General features: G+C 64.8%; 20 protein-coding genes. 7 read left to right on the top strand and 13 right to left on the bottom strand.

Features of this window, described 5'->3' with window-relative positions:
• Positions 1–29 precede the first annotated feature (29 nt).
• On the top strand, positions 30–818 hold the full coding sequence (locus JKG68_RS19335; protein WP_202062819.1) for a M48 family metallopeptidase: 789 nt from the start codon (positions 30–32) through the stop codon (positions 816–818).
• 60 nt (positions 819–878) lie between these two features.
• Here JKG68_RS19335 and JKG68_RS19330 read toward each other — a convergent pair whose 3' ends face one another.
• The gene (locus tag JKG68_RS19330) at positions 879–1478 is read right to left on the bottom strand and encodes a superoxide dismutase (RefSeq protein WP_202062817.1); all 600 of its coding nucleotides are present in this window, start codon (positions 1476–1478) and stop codon (positions 879–881) included.
• 277 nt (positions 1479–1755) lie between these two features.
• On the opposite strand from JKG68_RS19330, the gene JKG68_RS19325 reads away from it, so the two are divergent.
• Positions 1756–2712, top strand: a complete 957-nt coding sequence (locus tag JKG68_RS19325) for a hypothetical protein (RefSeq protein ID WP_202062815.1) — start codon at positions 1756–1758, stop codon at positions 2710–2712.
• Here the strand turns inward: JKG68_RS19325 and JKG68_RS19320 are convergent.
• The 4 genes from JKG68_RS19320 to JKG68_RS19305 form a co-directional block, all read right to left on the bottom strand.
• Complete coding sequence (locus JKG68_RS19320; RefSeq protein WP_202062813.1) at positions 2705–3259, bottom strand: hydrolase; 555 nt, start codon at positions 3257–3259, stop codon at positions 2705–2707. The genes JKG68_RS19325 and JKG68_RS19320 overlap by 8 nt on opposite strands.
• A 6-nt stretch (positions 3260–3265) precedes the next feature.
• Entirely contained in the window at positions 3266–5650 is a 2385-nt protein-coding gene (locus JKG68_RS19315; RefSeq protein WP_202062811.1) for a PAS domain-containing protein, read from the bottom strand.
• A gap of 139 nt (positions 5651–5789) precedes the next feature.
• Positions 5790–8165: a PAS domain-containing protein gene (locus JKG68_RS19310; protein WP_202062809.1), complete on the bottom strand. Its 2376-nt coding sequence runs from the start codon at positions 8163–8165 to the stop codon at positions 5790–5792.
• A gap of 87 nt (positions 8166–8252) precedes the next feature.
• A complete protein-coding gene (locus tag JKG68_RS19305; RefSeq protein WP_202062807.1) occupies positions 8253–10364 on the bottom strand; it encodes a S9 family peptidase in 2112 nt (703 codons plus the stop codon).
• Between the two features lie 425 nt (positions 10365–10789).
• Between JKG68_RS19305 and JKG68_RS19300 the strand changes: the two genes are divergently transcribed.
• Positions 10790–11218: a Ros/MucR family transcriptional regulator gene (locus tag JKG68_RS19300; RefSeq protein WP_202062805.1), complete on the top strand. Its 429-nt coding sequence runs from the start codon at positions 10790–10792 to the stop codon at positions 11216–11218.
• A gap of 22 nt (positions 11219–11240) precedes the next feature.
• Here the strand turns inward: JKG68_RS19300 and ftrA are convergent, their stop codons facing one another.
• Positions 11241–12254, bottom strand: a complete 1014-nt coding sequence (gene ftrA / locus JKG68_RS19295) for a transcriptional regulator FtrA (protein ID WP_202062803.1) — start codon at positions 12252–12254, stop codon at positions 11241–11243.
• An 87-nt stretch (positions 12255–12341) separates the two neighbouring features.
• Here ftrA and JKG68_RS19290 point away from each other — a divergent pair, with 87 nt between their 5' ends.
• Positions 12342–12773, top strand: coding sequence for a rhodanese-like domain-containing protein (locus JKG68_RS19290; RefSeq protein WP_202062801.1), 432 nt, complete (start codon positions 12342–12344; stop codon positions 12771–12773).
• 306 nt (positions 12774–13079) lie between these two features.
• Complete coding sequence (locus JKG68_RS19285) at positions 13080–13928, top strand: DUF6456 domain-containing protein (RefSeq protein WP_202062800.1); 849 nt, start codon at positions 13080–13082, stop codon at positions 13926–13928.
• Here JKG68_RS19285 and JKG68_RS19280 read toward each other — a convergent pair.
• Both JKG68_RS19280 and JKG68_RS19275 read right to left on the bottom strand, forming a co-directional pair.
• Positions 13925–14380: a SufE family protein gene (locus tag JKG68_RS19280; RefSeq protein WP_246515601.1), complete on the bottom strand. Its 456-nt coding sequence runs from the start codon at positions 14378–14380 to the stop codon at positions 13925–13927. The genes JKG68_RS19285 and JKG68_RS19280 overlap by 4 nt on opposite strands.
• A 59-nt stretch (positions 14381–14439) precedes the next feature.
• A complete protein-coding gene (locus JKG68_RS19275) occupies positions 14440–14763 on the bottom strand; it encodes a hypothetical protein (RefSeq protein WP_202062798.1) in 324 nt (107 codons plus the stop codon).
• Positions 14764–15125: 362 nt separating this feature from the next.
• On the opposite strand from JKG68_RS19275, the gene JKG68_RS19270 reads away from it, so the two are divergent.
• On the top strand, positions 15126–15992 hold the full coding sequence (locus JKG68_RS19270; RefSeq protein WP_202062796.1) for a peptidoglycan-binding domain-containing protein: 867 nt from the start codon (positions 15126–15128) through the stop codon (positions 15990–15992).
• Complete coding sequence (locus JKG68_RS19265) at positions 15992–16333, top strand: DUF1491 family protein (RefSeq protein WP_202062794.1); 342 nt, start codon at positions 15992–15994, stop codon at positions 16331–16333. Before JKG68_RS19270 ends, JKG68_RS19265 begins: the two co-directional genes overlap by 1 nt.
• Here the strand turns inward: JKG68_RS19265 and JKG68_RS19260 are convergent.
• From JKG68_RS19260 to JKG68_RS19240, 5 genes are all read right to left on the bottom strand, one after another.
• Positions 16330–17352, bottom strand: a complete 1023-nt coding sequence (locus JKG68_RS19260; protein WP_202062792.1) for a hypothetical protein — start codon at positions 17350–17352, stop codon at positions 16330–16332. The two genes, JKG68_RS19265 and JKG68_RS19260, sit on opposite strands and share 4 nt — an antisense overlap.
• 487 nt (positions 17353–17839) lie before the next feature.
• On the bottom strand, positions 17840–18349 hold the full coding sequence (locus JKG68_RS19255; protein WP_202062790.1) for a GNAT family N-acetyltransferase: 510 nt from the start codon (positions 18347–18349) through the stop codon (positions 17840–17842).
• A 5-nt stretch (positions 18350–18354) separates the two neighbouring features.
• On the bottom strand, positions 18355–18918 hold the full coding sequence (locus JKG68_RS19250; protein WP_202062788.1) for a DUF1254 domain-containing protein: 564 nt from the start codon (positions 18916–18918) through the stop codon (positions 18355–18357).
• Entirely contained in the window at positions 18915–19508 is a 594-nt protein-coding gene (locus JKG68_RS19245; protein ID WP_202062786.1) for a DUF1214 domain-containing protein, read from the bottom strand. Before JKG68_RS19245 ends, JKG68_RS19250 begins: the two co-directional genes overlap by 4 nt.
• Before the next feature lie 77 nt (positions 19509–19585).
• Positions 19586–20986 (bottom strand): transglycosylase domain-containing protein (locus JKG68_RS19240; protein ID WP_281399161.1); only part of this gene is annotated, 1401 nt, incomplete at its 5' end.

Below are 20986 nucleotides of genomic sequence, written 5' to 3'. Positions count from 1 at the left end.
AGTGGTTCAACGCCATGTGTCTCTGCAGATTGTCCTATCATGGTTCCTCCTGCCCCGAGGCGCCCACCCGCCGAACGGCCTTGCGCCTGATGGCCTGCGCGGCGCTTGCTCCGGCTCTGGCGGGGTGCGACCGGGTCGCGCCTTATGTGGTGTCGGACGAAACCGTCGAGTCCCTTGGCCTTCAGACCTGGAGCAGGCTGCAGGAGCGCATGCCGATCTCAAGGAATGCTGCGGCGCAAAAGAAAACCGCCGATATCGCCCGGCGGCTTCTCGTTGCGGCCGGCGAGGATCCTCGCCGTTGGGAGGTGCAGGTCTTCGCCCAGCCCGAGGCCAACGCCTTCGTGTTGCCGGGCCGGAAGATCGGCGTGCTGGAGGGCATGATCAACGTTGCCGGAAGCGATGGCGAACTCGCGGCCGTCATCGGCCATGAAATCGGTCACCTCCAGGCTGAGCATTCGCGGGAACGGGTGTCTGCCGAGACGCTGCGGCAGTGGGGGCTGCAGCTCATCAGCTTTCTGCTCCAGGTAAACGATATCGCCTTCGCGCAGGAGATCGCGGCCCTTCTCGGTGTCGGCGTCGAATTCGGCCTCGTGCGGCCCTATGGCCGCAACCAGGAACTCGAGGCGGACCGGCTCGGCCTCTTCACCATGGCGAAGGCCGGCTACGACCCACGCGATGCGGCGGCGCTCTGGCGGCGCATGGATCAGCATGGCAGAGGCGGGCCGCCTGCGCTGCTTTCAACCCATCCGGCACCCCGGGAGCGCATCAGGGCTATCGAGGAGCTGATCCCGGAGGCTGTCGCGGCGGCCAGAGCCTGAGCACCGTTCCAACGAAAGCGGGCCTCCGAAGAGGCCCGCCGAAATGCTCTACAGGTCGACTTACTTCGAGGCGTTCTCGAACATTTCCTCGACGTGCTCCCAGTTCACGAGATTGTCGAGGAAGGCCTTCACGTAGTCGGGACGGCGGTTGCGGTAGTCGATGTAGTAGGAATGCTCCCACACGTCGCAGCCCAGGATCGGCTGCGCGCCATGGACGAGCGGGTTCTCGCCGTTCGGCGTCTTCATGACGGTGATCTTGCCGTCCTTGAGCGCAAGCCAGGCCCAGCCCGAGCCGAACTGGCTGACGCCGGCCTGGATGAAGTCTTCCTTCATCTTGTCGACCGAGCCCAGATCCTCGACGATCTTCTTCTCGAGCTTTCCGGGAAGCGCGCCGCCGCCGTTCGGCTTCATCCACATCCAGAAGTGGATGTGGTTGTAATGCTGTCCGGCATTGTTGAAGAGGGGCTGGTTCTTGCCGTAGGAGCCTGTCACGACCTCCTCGACGCTCTTGCCTTCGAATTCCGTGCCCTTCAGCAGGTTGTTGCCGGTGTTGACATAAGCCGCGTGGTGCTTGTCGTGGTGAAACTCCAGGGTCTCACGAGACATGTAGGGCTGCAGGGCATCGTAGGCATAAGGCAGTTCGGGCAGAGTGAAGGACATCGGCGTCTCCTTTGATTGAGCGACCCGGGGCATCGGACCCAGAAGTGGTTTCCACTTTTGGGATTGGTATGATGCCCCTCTTCTAACTGCGCATCGCCCGAAGCGGACTTCCGGGTCCGCACGATGCGCCTGAGCGTTAGTTAAAGCGCCGCCGCCCCAAGAGCAACGGCCAAGCCCCGGACTTTTTTCTGCCCAAGCTTCCCTTGCCGTTGCCTTTTGCCTATAGAAGCATAGCTTTGCCTTGATACTCGTTGGGTTTGCGTATGATGGAGACGGCATGATCATCGCTCTTCTGGCTCTCGCGTGTGCGATGATTGTCGGCGGATTGCTGGCTGCCTTCTTCGGATGGGATATCGTTCTGGTCGAGCGCGGCTGGACCATGGTGATCGCCGGCACCGTCAGCGCAGCGAGCGGCGGCGTCCTTCTCGGCGTTGCGGCAGCAGTCTCCAAGCTCTCGAAGATCGCAGCCCAGCTCTCCCGTCTCCAGGGCAGCTTCCACGACGAAGGAGCCGCAGTCGCGCCGGGAGGCTCCCGAGATCTGGCTCTTGCAACCCTCCCCGGCGCACTTGTCGCCGCGCAGGCGGACGAGGCCGATACCGATACCGAGAAGGCCGAGCGTCCCGACGAGGCTCAGCCCACGCTCCCGCTGTTCGAGGCCGAGGAACGGCGCGAGCAGGACGACAGCGCCGTCAGAGCGGCCCAATGGCCGGCCGATGAGCGCGCCGATGAACCCGCTCCGCCGTTCCCGCCCAGGACGACCCCGGCTCCCGCACCGGCCCTTGAAGAGGACGATACGGGCGGCATGAAGGTCCCGGACTTCCTCCTGGCGGAGCGGCCCCAGGACACCGACGAAGAGCCGCGGGTGACCGCCGGCGACGTCAACGTCTACGACAGCGACAGGGATGAGCGGGCACCCGAGCCCGAGCCCCAAGAGACAGACCTGGTGGATGAGCGGCCGGAGCCTGCGGTCGAGACCGCTTCCGACCGTGAGCCGGAACCGGAGCCTGCCGTCATTCAGAACGATCAGGCGCCGGAGGATGAGGCTGCTTTCGACGAGGCGCGTCCCGCCACGGTGGTCGGCACCTATAATTCCGGCGACAACCGATATGTGATGTTCTCGGACGGCTCCATCGAGGCGCAGACGCCAAGCGGCGTCTTCCGCTTCCAATCCCTCGAGGAGCTGAAGGAGTTCATCGCCGCAGGCGGCGAGGGAAGCGCGAACGCTTCTACTTGAACAGCGGCGCAAGCGCCCTGAAATCGTCCGTCGCGGCCTTTTCCATCCACTCGAAAACAGCCATCTCAGTCGTCACCCAGTGGCAGCCCGCATGGAGCAGCCGTGCGCAGGCGGCGCTGACGCTATGGGGCGAGCGGCTCGAGACCGCATCCGCAACCACGAAGACATTCAGGCCGTTGCTCCTCAGCTCCAGGACGGTCTGCAGCACGCAGATATGCGCCTCGGTTCCGCAGACCACCACCTGATCCCGGCCGCTGCCCCTCAAAGACGCAAGCCGCTCCACGACGGCCGGCTCGCGCACGGCTGAAAAGCTGGTTTTCGGCAGGATGACGGCATCGCCCGGAAGAGCCTCCTGCACCGGCGGCACGGTTGGGCCGAGCCCCTTGGGGTACTGTTCCGTCACGGTCACGGGAACGCCGAGTTGCTTTGCGGCCGCAAGTAGGACGTTCACATGGCGTATGACGCTGTCTCCTTCGTGGATCGCCGGCATGAGGCGCGCCTGGAGATCGACGACGATTAGATGCGAGCGGTTGGCGTTGAGCAGCATGGGAACCTACTTGTCCGGATTGAAGAGTGGCGGATCGCCTGGGATGGGCATGGTCATGGAAAAGCGCAGGCCCTCCTCCGGGAACTCCATGGCCACATCCGCCTGAAGCTGCGTGGCCAGAACCCGCTGCAGCAGACGCGAGCCAAAGCCCTGGCGCGTGGGCGTGCTCACCCGCGGCCCGCCACGCTCCACCCAGGTGAACTGCAGCATCGCCCGCTCTGCCTGCACGATGCGCCAGCTGACCTCCACCTGCCCGCCAAAGGTGGACAGCGCCCCGTGCTTGGCCGCGTTGGTGGTCAGCTCGTGAATGGCCATGCCGATGGGCACGGCCGCCTCCGAGGGCAGCTCCACGTGCGGGCCGTCGATGGCGATGCGGTTGCGCGCCTCGTCCTCGTAGGGGCCGAGCTCGGTCTGAACGAGATCCTCGAGCGCCGCCTTTTGCCAGAGGTCCTCGGTGAGCAGGTTGTGGGTGCGGGCCAGGGACACGATGCGGCCGACGAAGCCCTGGTAGAACTCGTCGATGCTTGACGCGGTGCGGGCGGTGGAGCCGACGATGGCCTGCACGGTGGCAAGCGTGTTCTTGACCCGGTGGTGCAGCTCGCGGATCAGCAGCTGCTGGCGCTCCTCCGCATGCTTGTGCTTCGTCACGTCGATGTTGACGCCGATGATGCGCGCAGGGCTGCCGTCCGGGCCATACAGGATCATCATCCTGCCTTCGATGTGGCGGAACGAACGATCGGCCAGAGGAACCCGGTACGCGAAAGGCAGCTCCTGTTCGTTACGGGCAATGGCCTCGCGGAAATTCTTCTCGAACGCGGCGACATCGGCCGGGTGCACGCGGGAGCTCCAGCCTTCGTAGTTTCCCTCGAAGCTGCCGAGCTCAATCCCGAACATGTGTTCCTGCTCGGCCGTCCAGCTGATCGCCCCGCTGGCGACGTCCCAATCGAAGACGCCGATCCTGGCGGCGCGCTGGGCCAAGGCCAAGCGCTCCTCGCTCTTGCGCAGGGCGGCTTCCGTCTCCTTGAGGTTGTGGATGTTGATGCTCGTCCCGATCTTGCCCTTGAACGTACCATCCGAGTCGCAGAGGGAGCCGACCCGCACCGCATGCCAGTGGTAGGTGCCGTCAGCCGAGCGATAGCGCATCTCCCCTTCGATAACGTCATCGGTGGCGTTCTTGGAGTCCTCCATCACCCGGGCGAGATCTTCGGGATGGATGATGGACAGCCAGCCGTGACCCAGGGTCTGCTCTCTCGACAGACCCGAAAATTCGAACCAGCTCTGCTCGTTTACATAATAGATCAGCTCAAGGTCCGGCGTGGCGATCCATGCGAAGCCCGGGAGGGCGCGGGTGAAGGTGTGAAAGCGAAACTCGGTCTCGTGCAGGTTCCGTTGCGCCCGCAGCTTCTCGACGGCCGTCCAGGTGCGCTCGGCCACATCCTCCACCAAGGACAGATCCTCATGGGACCAGGCGCGGGGCGCAGACGAGGTGACGTAAAGGATCGCCGTGATGTGGCCGTTCTTGAGCAGCGGCACCGTGAGAACCGCCCTGGCATTGATGGTGCTGTAGAAGCTCTGAAGGGCAGGGGAGCCCGTTCTCGGATCGGTCGCGATATCCGCGATGGCTAAGGTCTGGCCGTCCTTCGAATCGTCGATCATGCCATGCAGGAATTCCTGGAGGCGGTAGGCGCGGCCCTCATTGCTGATCGCCCCCCTGGACCATTCCCGCTCGACGAGCACAATCCCGCGATCGTCGTCCACCTCCCCATAGCCGACGCAGTCCGCCTTCAGGAGCTGGCCGATGCTCTGGGCCGTCGCCTCCATGATGGCGAAGGGGTCCTGGGCGTTCCGAAGCTGATCGCTGAGCTTCAGGAGAAAGTCCTGGCGGCGCTGGGCATCCTTGAGTTCTTCCCTGGCGCGCTCCCGCTCCGTCACATCCTGCGTGACGCCCACCAGGCGAACCGGCCTGCCGCCTTCGAAGATCGGCGTGCCTCTCACGAGGATGCGGCCGATATAGCCGTCGGGGCGCACCACGCGGTGTTCCACGTTGAAGTCGGACTTCGTCGCCAGCGCATAGGTAACGGCCTGGTTGATTCGTTCGGTGTCGCCGGGATGCTGCAGCCTCTTCAGCAACTCGAAGGTCAGGGGCTCATTGGGCGCAAGTCCCAGATGCGCTTTGCAGGTTGCGTTGGCGGTCATCTCGTTCGTGACGAGATCGCGTTCGAAGGATCCCAGCTTTCCGATCTCGAGCGCCAGCCGCAGCGCGGCGCCGTTGCAGCGGGCTTCGCGGGCGGCTGCATCCGGGCCACTGTCCTGCTGGTCCGGTTGCCGCTCCGCTGCGGCTTGCGGCGTCAGGGCTCTTGGAAAGTTCGGGACTTCGACCCTGTTGGTCATGAATGATGCTCTTGAGCTGCCTCTGCTGCTTTCTAGGCCTTTATGGAGGCTACGTCACCTCGTGCCGCAATGCCAGCAGATGCAGGCTACAATAAAGCATTCGAGCCAGTGACGGTTCAATGCAAGGTTAGTTCATTCCTCAGCCGGGATTGAAGAGTGGCGGATCGCCTGGGATGGGCATGGTCATGGAAAAGCACAGGCCCTCCTCCGGGAACTCCATGGCCACATCCGCCTGAAGCTGCGTGGCCAGAACCCGCTGCAGCAGACGCGAGACAAAGCCCTGGCGCGTGGGCGTGCTCACCCGCGGCCCGCCACGCTCCACCCAGGTGAACTGCAGCATCGCCCGCTCTGCCTGCACGATGCGCCAGCTGACCTCCACCTGCCCGCCAAAGGTGGACAGCGCCCCGTGCTTGGCCGCGTTGGTGGTCAGCTCGTGAATGGCCATGCCGATGGGCACGGCCGCCTCCGAGGGCAGCTCCACGTGCGGGCCGTCGATGGCGATGCGGTTGCGCGCCTCGTCCTCGTAGGGGCCGAGCTCGGTCTGAACGAGATCCTCGAGCGCCGCCTTTTGCCAGAGGTCCTCGGTGAGCAGGTTGTGGGTGCGGGCCAGGGACACGATGCGGCCGACGAAGCCCTGGTAGAACTCGTCGATGCTTGACGCGGTGCGGGCGGTGGAGCCGACGATGGCCTGCACGGTGGCAAGCGTGTTCTTGACCCGGTGGTGCAGCTCGCGGATCAGCAGCTGCTGGCCCTCCTCCGCATGCTTGCGATCCGTGACGTCCTGAACGATGCCGGTCACACGGCTCACGGTGCCGTCCTGGTTATAGGTGACCTTACCCTGAGACGCGACCCAGACGAGCGCGTCGTCGTGCAGGCGCCTGACCCTGAGCTCGATGCTGAAATCCGTCCGGTTCCGGATGGCGCTTGCCTTTTCCTCGAGCACTCGAGGCAGGTCGGACGGATGTATTCTCTTTTCCACCTCCTCCTTCGCGATCATGCCGTGGGGAAGCCCGAAAATTTCTGCGGCCCTCTGCGAGAGCGTGCAGGTGTTGGTGGCTGTATGCCAGGTCCAATCGCCCATCCTGGCAGCCTGCAGCGCGATGCGCAGCTGCTCTTCGCTGGCCCTGAGCGCTTCCTCCGTCACCTTGAGGTCGTGGATATCCACGCTGGTGCCGACCCAGCCCTTGAACTCTCCGGTCGGGGAATGGATCGTGGCGCCCTGGATCAGGTGCCATCGGTAGACGCCTTCATGCGATCGGTAGCGCGCCTCGGTCACGTAAGGGGTGTGCAGGGTCACGACCGGCACCAGCTCCTGGCTCATCCTGGCCATGTCGTCGGGATGAATGGCCCGCGTCCAGCTATGGCCGAGCGCCTCTTCGGGAGAAAGGCCCGAATAGGTCACCCACCGTTCGTTCGTATAAAGCAGCTCGGTCTTGGGATTGAGGATCCACACGAGCGCGGGAAGCGACTCCGCAATCAGGCGGAAGCGGGCGTCGGTTTCGCGCAGCTCGATCTCCGCTCGCGCCTTTTCGACAGCCGTCCAGGTCCGCTCCGCCACGTCCTCGACCAGGGACAGCTCGTCCCCGAACCAGGCGCGGGGCTCCGACGAATGCATGTAGAGCACGGCGGTCAGCTTCTGGTTCTTGAGAAGGGGGACGGCAAGCGCCGAGCGGGCGTTGATCGTGCTGTATGCCGCCTGGACGTCGGAGCTGTCGGCGCGTGGATCGGTCTTGATGTCCTCGACGAAGATCGGCCGACCCTGCTTGAGCTCCGCCATCATGGTGGGAAGGAAATCGTAGAGGCGGTAAGCCCGGCCCTCGTTGCCGATGGCGCCCTTGGACCATTCCCGTTCCACCAGGATGATGCCGCGCTCCTCGTCCACCTCGCCATACCCGGCGCAATCCACCTTCAGGAAACGCCCGAGGCTTTGGGCCGTGGCCTCCATGATGGCGTCAGGACTCTCGAGGCTGCGCAGCTGATCGTTGAGGTTCAGGAGGAATTCCTGCCGGCGCTGGGCCGAGTGCATGTCCTCCTTTGCCTTCTCGCGGGCCGTCACATCCTGGGTGATCCCCATGAGACGCACGGGCCTGTCGCCTTCGAAGATCGCGCCCCCTCGCACCAGGACGCGCCCGATGCGACCGTCCGGGCGGATGACGCGATACTCGACGTTGAAATCAGTCTTCGTCTTGAGGGCGAAGACCATGGCTTGGTTCATCCGCTCGACGTCGCCCGGATGAACGAGCTTCTGGAACGCGTCATAGGTCAGCGATGCATCCGGCGGGAGGCCGAGATTGGCCTTGAACGTTGGAGTCCCGGTAATCTCGCCGGTGTCCAGGTTGCGCTCCCAGGCGCCGATCCTGCCGATGTCGAGCGCCATCCGCAACTTGCCGTTGCTCAGGCGCAGGGCATCCTCCGCCTCGCGAACGCGGCGCTCCAGATCCGCAAGGCGCTGCTTATCGCCTTCCCCATAGGAAGCAACATCGGCGGCCGGCTCTGAAGGGCCCCTTTCGGTCATTGACGCTTACTCTCGAAATCCCCAACGCCCCATCGCCGCCGCAACTTCTGCGGCAGGATACGGTACAACGGGACATAGGGCTTCGCGTCAAGTCTGAAAGCCCCCTATGCACTTGAGAGCGAAAGTATAGGCGAGGGCCACCTCCTCGAGGCGGTCGAACCGGCCGGCAGCGCCCCCATGGCCCGCCTCCATGTTGAGCCGGAGCAGGATCGGTCCGCCGCCCGTCTTCGTCGCCCGGAGCCGTGCAACCCACTTGGCGGGCTCCCAATAGGTGACCCGCGGGTCGGTGAGACCCGCAAGCGCCAGGATCGCCGGATAGGCTTGCGGCTTCACGTTGTCGTAGGGCGAATAGGACAGGATCGTGCGGAAGGCGGCCTCGTCGGCAGCCGGATTGCCCCATTCCGGCCATTCGGGCGGGGTGAGAGGCAGGCTGCTGTCGAGCATGGTGTTGAGCACATCGACGAAGGGCACCTCGGAGATGATGCCCGCAAACAGATCCGGCGCCAGATTGGCCACGGCTCCCATGAGCATGCCGCCCGCGCTGCCCCCGTGCGCCACGATGCGCCCGCGGGACGTATAGCCTGCCTGGATGAGCGCCTCGCCGCAGGCGATGAAGTCGGTGAACGTGTTCGTCTTCTTCTCGCGCTTGCCGTCCATGTACCAGCGCCAGCCCTTTTCGGTGCCGCCCCGAATATGGGCGATGGCGTAGACGAAGCCCCGGTCAACCAGGGAGAGGATCCCTGTGCGGAAGCTTGCCGGCATGGACATGCCGTAGGAGCCGTAGCCGTACAGCAGGCAGGGTGCGGACCCGTCGAGGGCGACCTCCTTGCGGTGGATGAGCGAGACGGGAACCTGCTCCCCGTCCGGGGCCGTGGCGAACACGCGCCGGGTGACGTAGTCGGCCGGGTTATGGCCGCTCGGCACCTCCTGCCGCTTGCGAAGGGTGCGCTCCCCGGTGCGCAGGTTGTAGTCGATGACTTCGCTCGGCGTGGTCAGGGAGGAGTAGTGGTAGCGGATCACATCCGTGTCGAACTCGTAGCCCGCAGAGAAGCCGAGGGAGTACGCCTCCTCGTCGAAGGCGACCGTTTTCTCGCGCCCCGTGGCGAACTCCCGCAACACGATTCGCGGGTTTGCATCCTCGCGCTCGAGGCGCACGAGATAGCGGGCAAGCGCCACGGCCGACAGGATCATGGTGCCGGGCCTGTAGGGCACAAGATCCTGCCAATGCGCCCGCCCGGGCGTCGCCACGGGAGCCGATACGATCTTGAAGTCCTCGGAGCCGTCCGCGTTGGTGAGGATGATCAGGCTGCTTCCATGATGCTCCACGTCGTATTTGAGCTGGAGCGTGCGGGGCTCGACGACCCTCGGCGCGGCCGACGGATCTGTCCGGTCGAGCAGCCAGATCTCGGATGTTTCATGGTCGCTCGCCTCGATGAGCACGAAAGCATCCGACTGGGTGGTCCCGAGCTTCACGAAGAAGCCGGGATCCTTCTCTTCATAGATCACCTGGTCCTGTTCGGGGCCCGAGCCGAGGAGGTGGCGCCTGACGCGGACGGGGCGATGGTTCTCGTCGAGTTCCACGTAGTAGAAGCCCGATGAATCGTTGAGCCACACCATGCTGCCGGAGGCATGGGGAACCTCGTCGGGGAGGTCGGCGCCGCTTTCGAGATCCCGCACCCGGATCGTGAAGTATTCGGAGCCTTTGATGTCTGCGCCCCAGGCCATGAGGCGATGGTCCGGCGAGTGCTCCGCGCCGCCGAGATCGAAGAAGGGGTGGCCTTGCGCCTCCTTGTCCCCGTCCAGCATGATCGTCTCCGCCCCGCCGTCCCTGGGCTGGCGGCAGACGAGAGGATGCTGCCCGCCTTCCCGGTAGCGGGTGAAGTAGGCGAAGGGACCGTCGGGATCGGGAACGGAGGAATCGTCCTCCTTGATGCGTCCCCGCATCTCGGCGACGAGCCGGGCCTGAAACTCCTCCGTGCCGGCGAAGGCTGCGGCCGCATAGGCGTTCTCGTGCTCAAGGCAGCCGCGAATGGAGGGGTCCAGCACTTCCGGGTTCTTAAGCACCTCTTTCCAGTTCTCGTCCTTCAGCCAAGCGTAATCGTCCTGAATGCGAACGCCATGAACGTCGAAAACATGCGGTTTGGCGGGAATCGACGGGGCAGCAGGCAAGTTCGAGAAGGGGAGGCGCTCAAGTGTCATGAAATCATCCGGATCAGATCGGCGAGGAGGGGCGATTATGCACAGATAACTCGATTTTCCCACGGCAGGTCCGAAATGGGCACGCAAAGGTCGCCAGCGTTAAGAAGAGGGGCCTTTCAGACTACTTCTTCAGGCTGCAGCCGCGATTATTGTGTGACCAAAGCCTTAACCTGTGGCCCAAGCCATTAAATTTTGAGCGTAGGTTTATTGCAAAGTGAAAGTTGATACGAAGTTTTCCAAAGTTTTCCTTTTGAACATCTTGCAATGGGGTAAAATTTGACATACCTGACAAACGAGCACGATTTCTGTGCAATTACGGTGCGGCTCCAGGATGAAGTAAGCATTGCTTCAGACAAGAATGTTCAAATATAGGTTGAAAAGCTTTTTTGAGCTGTTCTGAAGGGCCGGAAAGGAAGAAAATCAAAATGAGCGACAACATCGCTGCTTCAAATTACATCGAGCTGGCTGCGGATATCGTTTCAGCGTACGTGAGCAATAACTCCGTTCCTTCGGGCGAACTTCCGACCCTGATCAACGAAATCCATTCCGCTCTTCTGCGTGTCGGGGGCGGCACCGTGGAAGCGCCTGTCGAGGCGCCCAAGCCTGCCATTCCGGTGAAGAAGTCCGTCACGCCGGACTACATCGTCTGCCTCGAAGACGGGAAGAAGTTCAAGTCGCTGAAGCGCCACCTGCGCACGCAGTACAACATGACCCCCGAGCAATACCGCGAAAAGTGGGCTCTGCCCGTCGATTACCCGATGGTGGCTCCCAACTACGCCAAGGCGCGCTCCGAGCTTGCCAAGGAAATGGGCCTCGGCCAGCAGCGCCGCAAGCGCCGTTCCGCCCGCGGCTAAGCCCGGCAATCCGTCGATCGCATCAGCCGCCCCCCGGGGCGGCTTTTTGTTGTCTGGCCCCACCGGCATCGCGGCTCGCTCCTTGTGCAAACCGGGCTCGGTAGGCAGCAGGGCTGGTACCAAGGCGGGTGCGGAAGTGGTGGCGAAGGGTGGCCGAGGAGCCGAACCCGGTCGCGCCGGCGATGCTCTCGATGGAGCAGGATGTGGTCTCCAGCAGCTCGCGGGCGCGGATCAGGCGCTCGGCGAGCAGCCACTCGCCCGGAGGCATTCCTGTCGCGGCCTTGAAGCGCCGGAGAAACGTGCGGACGCTCATGCCTGCTTCCCCGGCAAGCTCCGCGATCGGCTGCTCCTCCGCAAGGCGGGCGCGCATGCGGTCGAACAGGGGCGCGAACCGCACACCTTCCCGCGCCGGGGGCACGGGCCGCTCGATGAACTGCGCCTGCCCGCCCTCGCGATGGGGCGGCACGACAAGACGGCGAGCCAGTCGATTGGCAACATCCGGGCCGAAATCAGCGCGCACCACATGCAGGCACAGATCGATGCCCGCAGCGCTGCCGGCCGAGGTCAGCACCCTGCCTTCGTCCACGTAGAGAACGTCGGGCTCCACCTCGATGTCGGGATAGGCTGCGGACAGCTGTTCCGCATAATGCCAGTGGGTGGTCGCCCGCTTGCCCGACAGCAGCCCCGTTGCGGCAAGCACGAACACGCCGGAGCAGATGGACATCAGGCGCGCGCCGCGACCATGGGCTCGTCTCAGCGCCTCGATCAGCACCGGCGGAACCGGCTCGGCGGAGGCGCCTCGCCAGCCTGGAATGACGATGGTGTCAGCCTCCTCGAGGAGCTCGATTCCGCCGTCGACCATGATGCGAAAGCCGCCGGTGGCTCTCAAGGGGCCCGGTTCGATGGCGCAGACCGCGAAGCGATACCAGTCCTGCCCCATCTCGGGACGGGGCAGGCCGAAGACCTCGATGGCGGTGCCGAATTCGAAGGTGCTCAGGCGATCATAGGCGAGGGCGACGACAAGACGGTTTGGCATAATGTTTACGACTGTTGGCGACAGTGCCACTTTTCACCATGCCGCCTTGGTGAAAGCTTAGCAACGGTTTCTACAAGGAGGTTTCCCATGCCAGCCAGTTCCGTCGCCGCCGTCCCGGCCGCCGCGTCCCCTGAGGCCGCCAGGCATTTCCCCAGCCGCCTCTCGTTTGAGACCGACTGTGCGGACGTTCACGCATCCATGCTGAACGGCCCTGTGGACTTCGTGCTCCTCGACGCACGGGGTCCGAACGCCTATGCGCGAAGCCATGTGCCGGGCGCTCTCAATCTTCCCCACCGGGACATCAGCGCGGACCGCATCGCTACTTGGCCTGTGAACACCCTCTTCGTGGTCTACTGCGCCGGTCCTCATTGCAACGGAGCGGACCGGGCCGCCTTGAGGCTTTCGCAGCTCGGCCGTCCGGTCAAGCTCATGCTCGGCGGAATGACAGGCTGGGCCGATGAGGGCTTTTCCTTCGCTCAGGGCTCGGAGCCCGGCACATTGGTGACTTCGGCGGCCTGATGGCTGCCCCGGCCCCGCCTTCGAAGGCGGGGGATTCATTGCGGCCTTTATGCGGGTGCTGCGCGCGCAACCCGAGTTATCCTCACTGTTATCAACAGTTTTGAATCTCGTTGACAACTAGGAATATCACCCCACTATCGAACATGGAGGCCTGGGTCTCCGTTGTTTTATTTATGGGAACAAAACATGAACATTGAGGACGGCGATGCGGTTCAGCAAAGTATTGCCGCAGCAAGCAAATCATCCTCCGGGCAAGCGAATTCGAGAGGGCGCGCAAAGGCCAGAGGCAGGCGTGCCGGAGCCGGGGTGAAGCAGCCTTCCGGCGATTCCCTGCCCAAGGACGCACGGCGTCTTCTCGCGGCGCTCGCTCTGCCGGAAACATGGGCTTTCATCGATCCGACCGATGAGGAGAGCGTGCTTATTCACAAGCGCCGCTCCGGTATCTCGGTTGGGGCGGGGCGGTTCGCACGGCCGGTGGCCGAGGCTCTCGTGCGCCAGGATCTTGCCCGCTGGCAACAGCCTTCATCCGGTCGCATGAGCCTGCTGCCGACCGAAGCCGGCCAAGCGCACCTGCGCAGGGCCGCAGCGCCGGATGCGAGCATGGCCTTTTTCCACCAGCACCGGGAAACGAGCGTTGCATCGGTCGAGACCGAAACAGGAGCAAGCCGCGTGCGCATCGACGCGGATGAGAGCCCCCTAGACTGGCTTCGCCGCCGCAGGGACCGCAACGGCGAGCCGATGATCGACGAAGCCTCCTATCAGGCCGGCGAGCGGCTCCGGACGGATATCATGCTGGCGGGCCTTCTGCCGGGCGTGACGGCGCGCTGGGATGGGATGCCGAAAAGCGGCGGTCCGGTCTCACCCGCCGACGCGACGGATCGCATGATCGCCGCCCGCCAGCGGCTACGAAACGCCTTCGATGCGGTGGGGGCCGACTTCAGCGACCTCCTGATGGACCTTTGCGGCTTCCTGAAGGGACTGGAGCTGATCGAGCGCGAACGCCAATGGCCCGCCCGTTCCGCAAAAATCGTGGTGCGGCTCGCCCTCGCACGGCTTGCCGAGCATTACGTCATCGAGGCCGCGGCCCGCGGTCCTGCGGCTTCGCGAGGCATCCTGGCCTGGAAGGCGGTGGTGATCGAGGGCGGGCGGGTTTAGGACGCCGCCAGAGCCATCTGCGCATCACGGCGGATGCGCTCGACCATGGATCTGACGCCGTTCGACCGTTGCGGCGTCAGATGCTCCGATAAGCCGAGTTCCTTGAAAAGGGCAAGAGCGTCCGTCGACAGGGCCTCCGATGCGGTCTTGCCGTCGTAAAGGGAGATCAGGAGCGCCACGAGACCGCGCACGATGTGGGCGTCGCTGTCGCCGAGCAGATGGAGCACGGGCTTGCCCTTGGAGGAGTCAAGGCCGGTCTGGAGCCACACCTGACTGGCGCAGCCCTGCACCTTGTTGGCGTCGCTATGCGCCTCGTCAGGCAAAGGCTCCATGAGGCGCCCGAGTTCGATGAGATAGCGATAGCGCTCCTCCCAATCGTCGAGCAGTTCGAAATTGGAGACGATCTCGTCGATGGTCGGCAGCATGGCGGTCCCGCGTTGTCTGCCGGTCATATAGCCATCGGGTGGACGTTTGGCGACGGGGGCAGCGTTTTTTAGCTGCGCGCTTCTTCTCAGCTGCGCGGCTTGGACGATGGCAGCTCCCGGTCTTCCGGGCGCAGGGTGTCCGCCGGCTTGGCGGAGCCCACGGGATTGAGGCCCGACGTGGTGAGGATCTTGTCGACGACCGCTTGCTTGGCGCTGTCGGGAAGGGCCTTCCACACGGTTTCCAGATGGCCTGGGCCTTCCGGGGCCGGGAGGGGCGCCGCGGCGGCCGGTTCGCTCTTCTTCGGGGTGAAGAACGCCTCGACGGCGGCCGTTCCTTCGCCCCCCTGCCGAACCGGCGAGTAGTAGAAAATTGCACCGACGATGAGAATGAAACGAATGATCGAAAACATATGGCGGCCGTTGCTTGCCCAAACGGGTGGCGAAGTGCATCACCATAACGTGCCCAAGCCGCAGCGCGTAGCAAGGTCCTGGCGAAATCTGCAAACAGGATGAACGAAACCTTGCTGCTCTTCGGTATGGCCAAGTCGCGGCGGAATAAAGGGAAATCCGAGAGGCGCCGGGGCTGCGGCGAGGGATCGTCAGTCCAGCTGGCCCCAGCCTCGACCCAGGACCCGGGCAATTAGGTTTCGCTTAAGCGGCCTCTGTCAGGCTTTGCCGCAACAAAGACAAGAAGCGGTGCTCCGGCCACGGGCTTGTCTTGATGACTGCGCGGCCCCAAACGACATCATCCTCCGAACACGGAACGATCCTCTTGCGTGAAGCTCTTGTTGATCAGCCTGACGATGACTTCGATCTGCCTGCCGTCGTGCGGCGGAAGTCTCCGGCAAAGACGCAAAAGCGCCCGGCCAAGCCCCAGCGGACGCCCGGCGCCGGCGAGCGGGCTCTGGCTTTCGTCTTCAGCCACCCGCGCCAGATTCTGGCCGCTCTCTTCCTGACCGGCTGCGGGGGCGCCATCGCTTGGAATGCGCTGGCGCTGCAGAGCTCCCGCCATCCCGCGCCGCTGTTCAACACCCGCGAGATCGTGCTTGCGCCAGAGCCGGCAGCGGCGACCGACGAGGCCCAACCCTTGCCTCCCGCGCGTCCTGAGGCCCAGCCTCAGGGGGAGCAGGCGTCCATGACGGCTCATCCCGAGGCACCGGCCCATCCTTCTCCGGCTCCTGCAACAGGGGCTGCCCCTGTTGCAGCCGTGCCCAAGGCTCCTTCGCGCAGCCCGATTGCGGAGATGATCCGCAATGGGGGGCAGCCCGCACCTGCTCCAGTGCAGCCCGCCCGGCCTGCGCAGGAGACGACCCGGCCCCCGCAGGCGGCCGCTCCCGCCGCACCGCCTCAAGCCAAAACCGCCGCGCGCGATCCGATTGCGGAGATGATCCGCATGGGCGGACCCGTTCCGGTGCCGCCTGCCAATGTAGGCCGGCCCGACCCGGGAGACATCGTCCTGTCGGGCCAGCGCGCGCTCGCGCGGCTGGGCTACGGCGTGAAGGTGGATGGCGTCATGGGATCCGGCACGCGCCAGGCCATCGAACGCTTCGAGCAGGACCGGCGTTTGCCAGTGACGGGCGAGTTCAGCGCACGCACCGTTCGCGAGCTGTCGTCCCATTCAGGAATAGCTGTCCCATAGTGTCCCGCCTCCGCTCAGACTTCTGGGTGTCCGCCTATCTCCGCCGCTGCTCGGTGGAAGGGGTGGATGCTGCCTTGCGCAAACGCGGTGCGGCGGAGGCGGGAGCCGTCTTCGTGAAGGTGGACCGCCTTGACGGCACGGCCGATCTCTACGGCCCCGCGCCGCAGCTCTTTCTCGACGACAGCGGAGAGCGCTTGTTTTCCCCGATCCTGCAGGGCGTGATGCCGCTCGACGTGGAGGAGCGTATGACCCGGGAACTCCGCTTCGACTCCGACCTCTGGCTCGTCGAGGTCGACGATCGGGCGGGCCGGCACTTTCTCGACGTCGCCCCGGAGGTTTAAGACCTCTCCGACTCTCCGGAGAGAGCCCGCGCGCCCAGGATCGCTTCGACGAGGGCAAGAGCCACGGGACCGGGAGCGTCGCGCATTTCCCGCACCAGCTCCTTGATGGCACAGAGAGGATAGGCAAGGGCAGGGTGAAGGGTGAGAAGGATCCGGATCGCATCCTGCCTGGCAACGCCCAAAGCCTTGAAGGCAAGCGCCAGGAGCCGATGCCGGCCGATTTCGAGGGCCCGCCATTCCGTTGCGGCCGGGAACCCGAAGATCGCCGTCAGCAGGGCCTCCAGACGCCCGACGCTGCCATCCTCGCCAGCCTCCAGGAGCCCGGCAAGATCCCTTTCCGTCAGTTGAAACGACAAGGTCGCCCGCCGGTGCGCGAGCGATGAGGCGAGCTGTTCACGGATGTGTTGGCGGCGCCTGTCATCAGCCGCCAGGTAAAGCGATGCTGCGTCAGCTGCCGCAAGATCGGCGCGTTCGAGAAAAACACGCGCGAGGGCAGGGCGGCGGCGGGCGCGCCGCAAGAGTTCCTCGAAGCTTGCAGTTGCCTGAGGCAGGGAGGGATTGGCCGCAAGCGCGTCCTCGACGGCGCTCTCGTGCAGCACCAGGAGTCGCTCGATCGTGCCGGAATCCAGGTCCGGCTGCGACGCGAGCTTCAGCCGCCCGTCCGGGGTCGCAAGGAGGCTCGGCGGATTCGGGCGCGGCTGCCTTGCAGGGTGACGCAGCACAGTCTCCCGCGCTTCCGGCGAGTGCCGCACCAGGTAATCGAGAATGGATCCCGGCGTGTCCTGGCAGGGCGCAAGGATACGGGCGAGATCGACAAGGGTATCGTGATCCGCCCTCGGCAGAAGACCCATCATGAGCGCTTCGAAGGTCTCTATGCTGTCGCGATCCCGGACGGGCGCGGCGACGAACATATCAGCGTTCACCTTGAGGAGAGCGGCGCGCGCATCGGAATCGTTGACGCCCGACGACCCCAGACCTGAGAGGTCCGACCAGAGATCCGGATTTGCAGAGGACGCCATGCTCAGCTCGTTTTCAACGCAACGGCACCGAAGCCTAGGGCCGGTTCCTTAGCGCATCTTTAATGCGCCCGATCCGCACGGATTTCGGGCTTCGGCCATGGGGAACAGAAGCGCGGCCGTAAGTGTTGTTTTCATGTCAGGCAAAGCTTTTTTCGGTCAGCCGCAGCCGGACGGAAACGAACTGTTAACCATAGATCTCTTTTTTGTGAGTCAGCTACGAGGCAGCCAGTGGCACGTTAGAGGAGGACACAATGCAGGACATCTGGACCAGATCGCCAGGAGTGGTGATCGCCTTTCCGGATAGTACGGAGCGGCCGCAGCGCCCGCTATTGTCCGCCAACGAGCCCAGAGGCGAAATCCTTCTCTTCACCGGCGTCCGTTACGAGAGACCGTCTCCCAATCCAGGACCCTCCCGACCGCTCGCCTCGAGCGGCCCTGGACGCCGCCGCTCGTAGACGATCGCTGTTTCAATGACGATGAGACGCCGTTAGGCGTCAACCTGAGGGCTTGCCAGATCGCGCACCATCAGCGCCGCATCCGGCCCATAGCTCGAGAGCTTCGCCTCAATGCCCGGAACGGCCACCCGGCGAAAGCCCATAGCCTCCCAGAATGCCTGGGAGTGGTTCACCGCCACCAGTGACAGATTGCCGAAACCCGCCTTACGGGCGTGCTCGATCAGCATGCTGGCGGCTTGCGCCGCATGGCCTTTGCCCCGCGCGCTCGGCAGTATCGCAACATCATGGACGTAATAGGTCGTCGCACTCCCTGGAAGCGCGCCGAGCCGCGTATTCAGGGGCGGCGGCTCCCCGAACCGCCAGGGATGGGTGAGCGCATAGCCACCCAGGCTCTCCCCCTCGGCCAGCACGAGGCAGCCTTGCGGGTAGAGATGCTGGCGCTCGGCAATGACCGCGGCATCCTCCGGATGATCCACATGTATCGCGTCCGCCAGGACCTGCACCTGCGCCAGGTCCTGCGGCGTCATGGGGCGCCAGGGCATCGGCTCTATGCGTCCTGTTCGGCCGTGCAGGAAACGGCCTTGGCTGCCTCTTCGGCTTGCGGGCGCAGGCTTGGCGCGGGCGCGGTCACGCGCACGATGACGAAGCCCTGCTGCTCCGGGGCGACGATCCTCACGTCGCGCGAGGGCTCGTTTTCGTCCTCCGTGGCGCGGGCCTCGTCGAGCTGGCGGGCCGTCATGGCGACGATCTCGAGTTCGCCGCGCACGGCGGCACGGTCCGTGACGGCAAAGAACACGCCGCCCGTTTCCTTGTGGAACGAGAAGGACAGGAACAGCGATCCGGTCCGGGCCGCAACGCGCATGGGCCCATTGCGCAGATCGAAGGCGCAGGCGGCGACCGCAACGGCCGGGTCGGGCTTGGGAAGCCATGTATTCTCACCGCCTGGAGCGCTGATGATCTGCGCCTTGTCGGCCGTGAGCGTCGGCTGGATCTTGGCGAAGGCATCCTGCTCGGCCAGGTAGGGGCTGGCGAAGATGGCGGCGATGTGGACACCGGCTGCGATCACGAGGCCGCAGAGCGTGGCGACCAGGAAACGGCTGAACCCTCTCATGCTCCACACCCCAGACGCTGGATGACGGGGAAGTCGCTCTCTTCGAGATTGGCGCCGGCGGCACCTGGAGGATCGTAGAGGCGCAAGGTGACCGAAAAGGGACCCGAAGGGGGAAGCTGAAGCCAGTTGCCGGCCTGGACATCCCGCGACAGGGCAATGGTGAACCGGTCCTGCGCGTCTCTGACCACCTCCGCCGAGGTGAAGCTCCTTCGTCCGAGTTCGGTGACCGGCAGGCGCCCATCCCCATCGTAGAGGGTCAGAGTCCACAGCCGGGCGCTGGGAGCAACCGTGCCGATGCTGTAGGAGCAGCCTGCGTCGAGCGCCCGCCCTTCGCTATCCGCGCTCGCCGTGAACCCTAAGCCTTCGCCCGTGGCCAGCGGCACGTCCCCCCGGCGGGCAATGATGGCCCGCATGTAGGGATCGGCCTCCGGGGAGCCCAGACTGGGCCAAGCCTGCCATGGTCCCAGGCGGAGGCTGCCGAAGGGCGGATTGCCGTTCATGACCCAGTAGGCCGAGCCAAGCCCCAGACCCAGGGCGAGCAGAAGCGCATAAACCACCAGGAAAACGGTCGGAACGAATCTCGATTTCACAGTTGCCTGTGGGGTCGATGAAGCGTGCATCGAGGCGGCCGCCGGGGCGTTCGTCAAGGTAACCTCTGTGTCCATGTTCAGGGCATGGCCACTTGGCGGCGAGCATCCGCAGAAGCCGAGCTGCTCTGGGCTTCAGGGGCCTTTCCGGTCCAGATGGGGCGCTCGACCGTCTGGAACAGGGAGCCGATGTCGCCGAGCACCTCGTAGGACCTGCGCGACAGCGTACCCGCGAGGTAAGCCTGGGCCGGAGCCTGCGCCTGATCCGCCGCCGGACCCTTGCCGGAGGCGACACGGTTCGCATTGGCCGGGCTCGCGCCGGGGATCGGACGGATCTCAAGGTTCTGGTGGGCAACCGCCATCACAGCATGCCATGTGAGGGCCGGAAGGGTGCCGCCGGTCATGTCGTTCATGGAGGTGGAATCGTCGTTGCCGTACCAGACGCTGGCCACGAGATTGCCCGTGAAGCCTGCGAACCAGGCGTCCTTGTAGCCGTTGGTGGTGCCGGTCTTGCCCGCTACCGGAATTCCTTCCAGTGCCGCGCGCTTGCCGGTGCCTTCCTCGACAACCTTGTTCAGCATGAAGTTCATGTCATGGACCACACGCGTGTCCAGCACCTGCTTGGGCGGCGTGTCCCGGTCGTGCCGGTAGATCACCTCGCCCGACGAGTTGCGCACCTCCCAGGCGGCATAGGGATCGGCACGCTTGCCGCCGTTGGCAAACACCGCATACGCCGCCGTCATGTCGATGGCCGTCACCTCGGCAGCCCCGATCGGCAGAGAGCTCGAATCCGTGAGCGGGTGGGTCAGGCCCATGCGCTTGGCCGTGTCGACGATCACGGCGCGTCCCGCCTTGGCGTTGCCCTTGCCGATCTCCAGCGACATGCGCACCGGGATGGAGTTGATCGAGCGCGCCAGCGCCGCCGTCAGGGACATCGAACCCGAGAAGGAGCGGCCGTAGTTCTGCGGACACCAGTTGCCGAGGCAGATCGGCTGGTCCACCACGGTGGAGGTCGGCCGCAGCTTCGGGTTGGTGGTCAGGGCCGCCGCATACACGAACGGCTTGAACGACGAGCCCGGCTGGCGCAGGCCCCCGGTGGCGCGGTTGAACTGGCTCTGGCCGTAGTCGCGCCCGCCCACAATGGTGCGCACCGCCCCGTCCACGTCCATCACCACCAAGGCCCCCTGGCCCACCTTGTACTGGCGCCCGTGCTGGCGCAGCATGTTCTCCAGGGTTTGCTCGGAGTGGCGCTGCAGGGCCGTGTCCAGCGGCGTCTTGACGATCAGCACCCGCTCGCTGCCGAACTTCTTCTGCGACGCGAGCGCCTTGACCTGCTCAAAGGCCCAGTCGAGGTAGAAGTCCGGGGTGGTCTCCCGCTCCCGGTTGATCGGGGTGGCGGGGTTGCGCCGGGCGATCTGGATCTGCCCTTCGGTGAGGAACCCGGCCTCCACCATGTTGCGCAGCACCTCGTTGGCGCGCGC

Origin of the sequence: Microvirga aerilata (assembly GCF_016743775.1) — a bacterium.
GTDB classification, from domain to species: Bacteria; Pseudomonadota; Alphaproteobacteria; order Rhizobiales; family Beijerinckiaceae; genus Microvirga; species Microvirga aerilata.
This window is presented reverse-complemented; position numbering and strand designations above follow the sequence as displayed.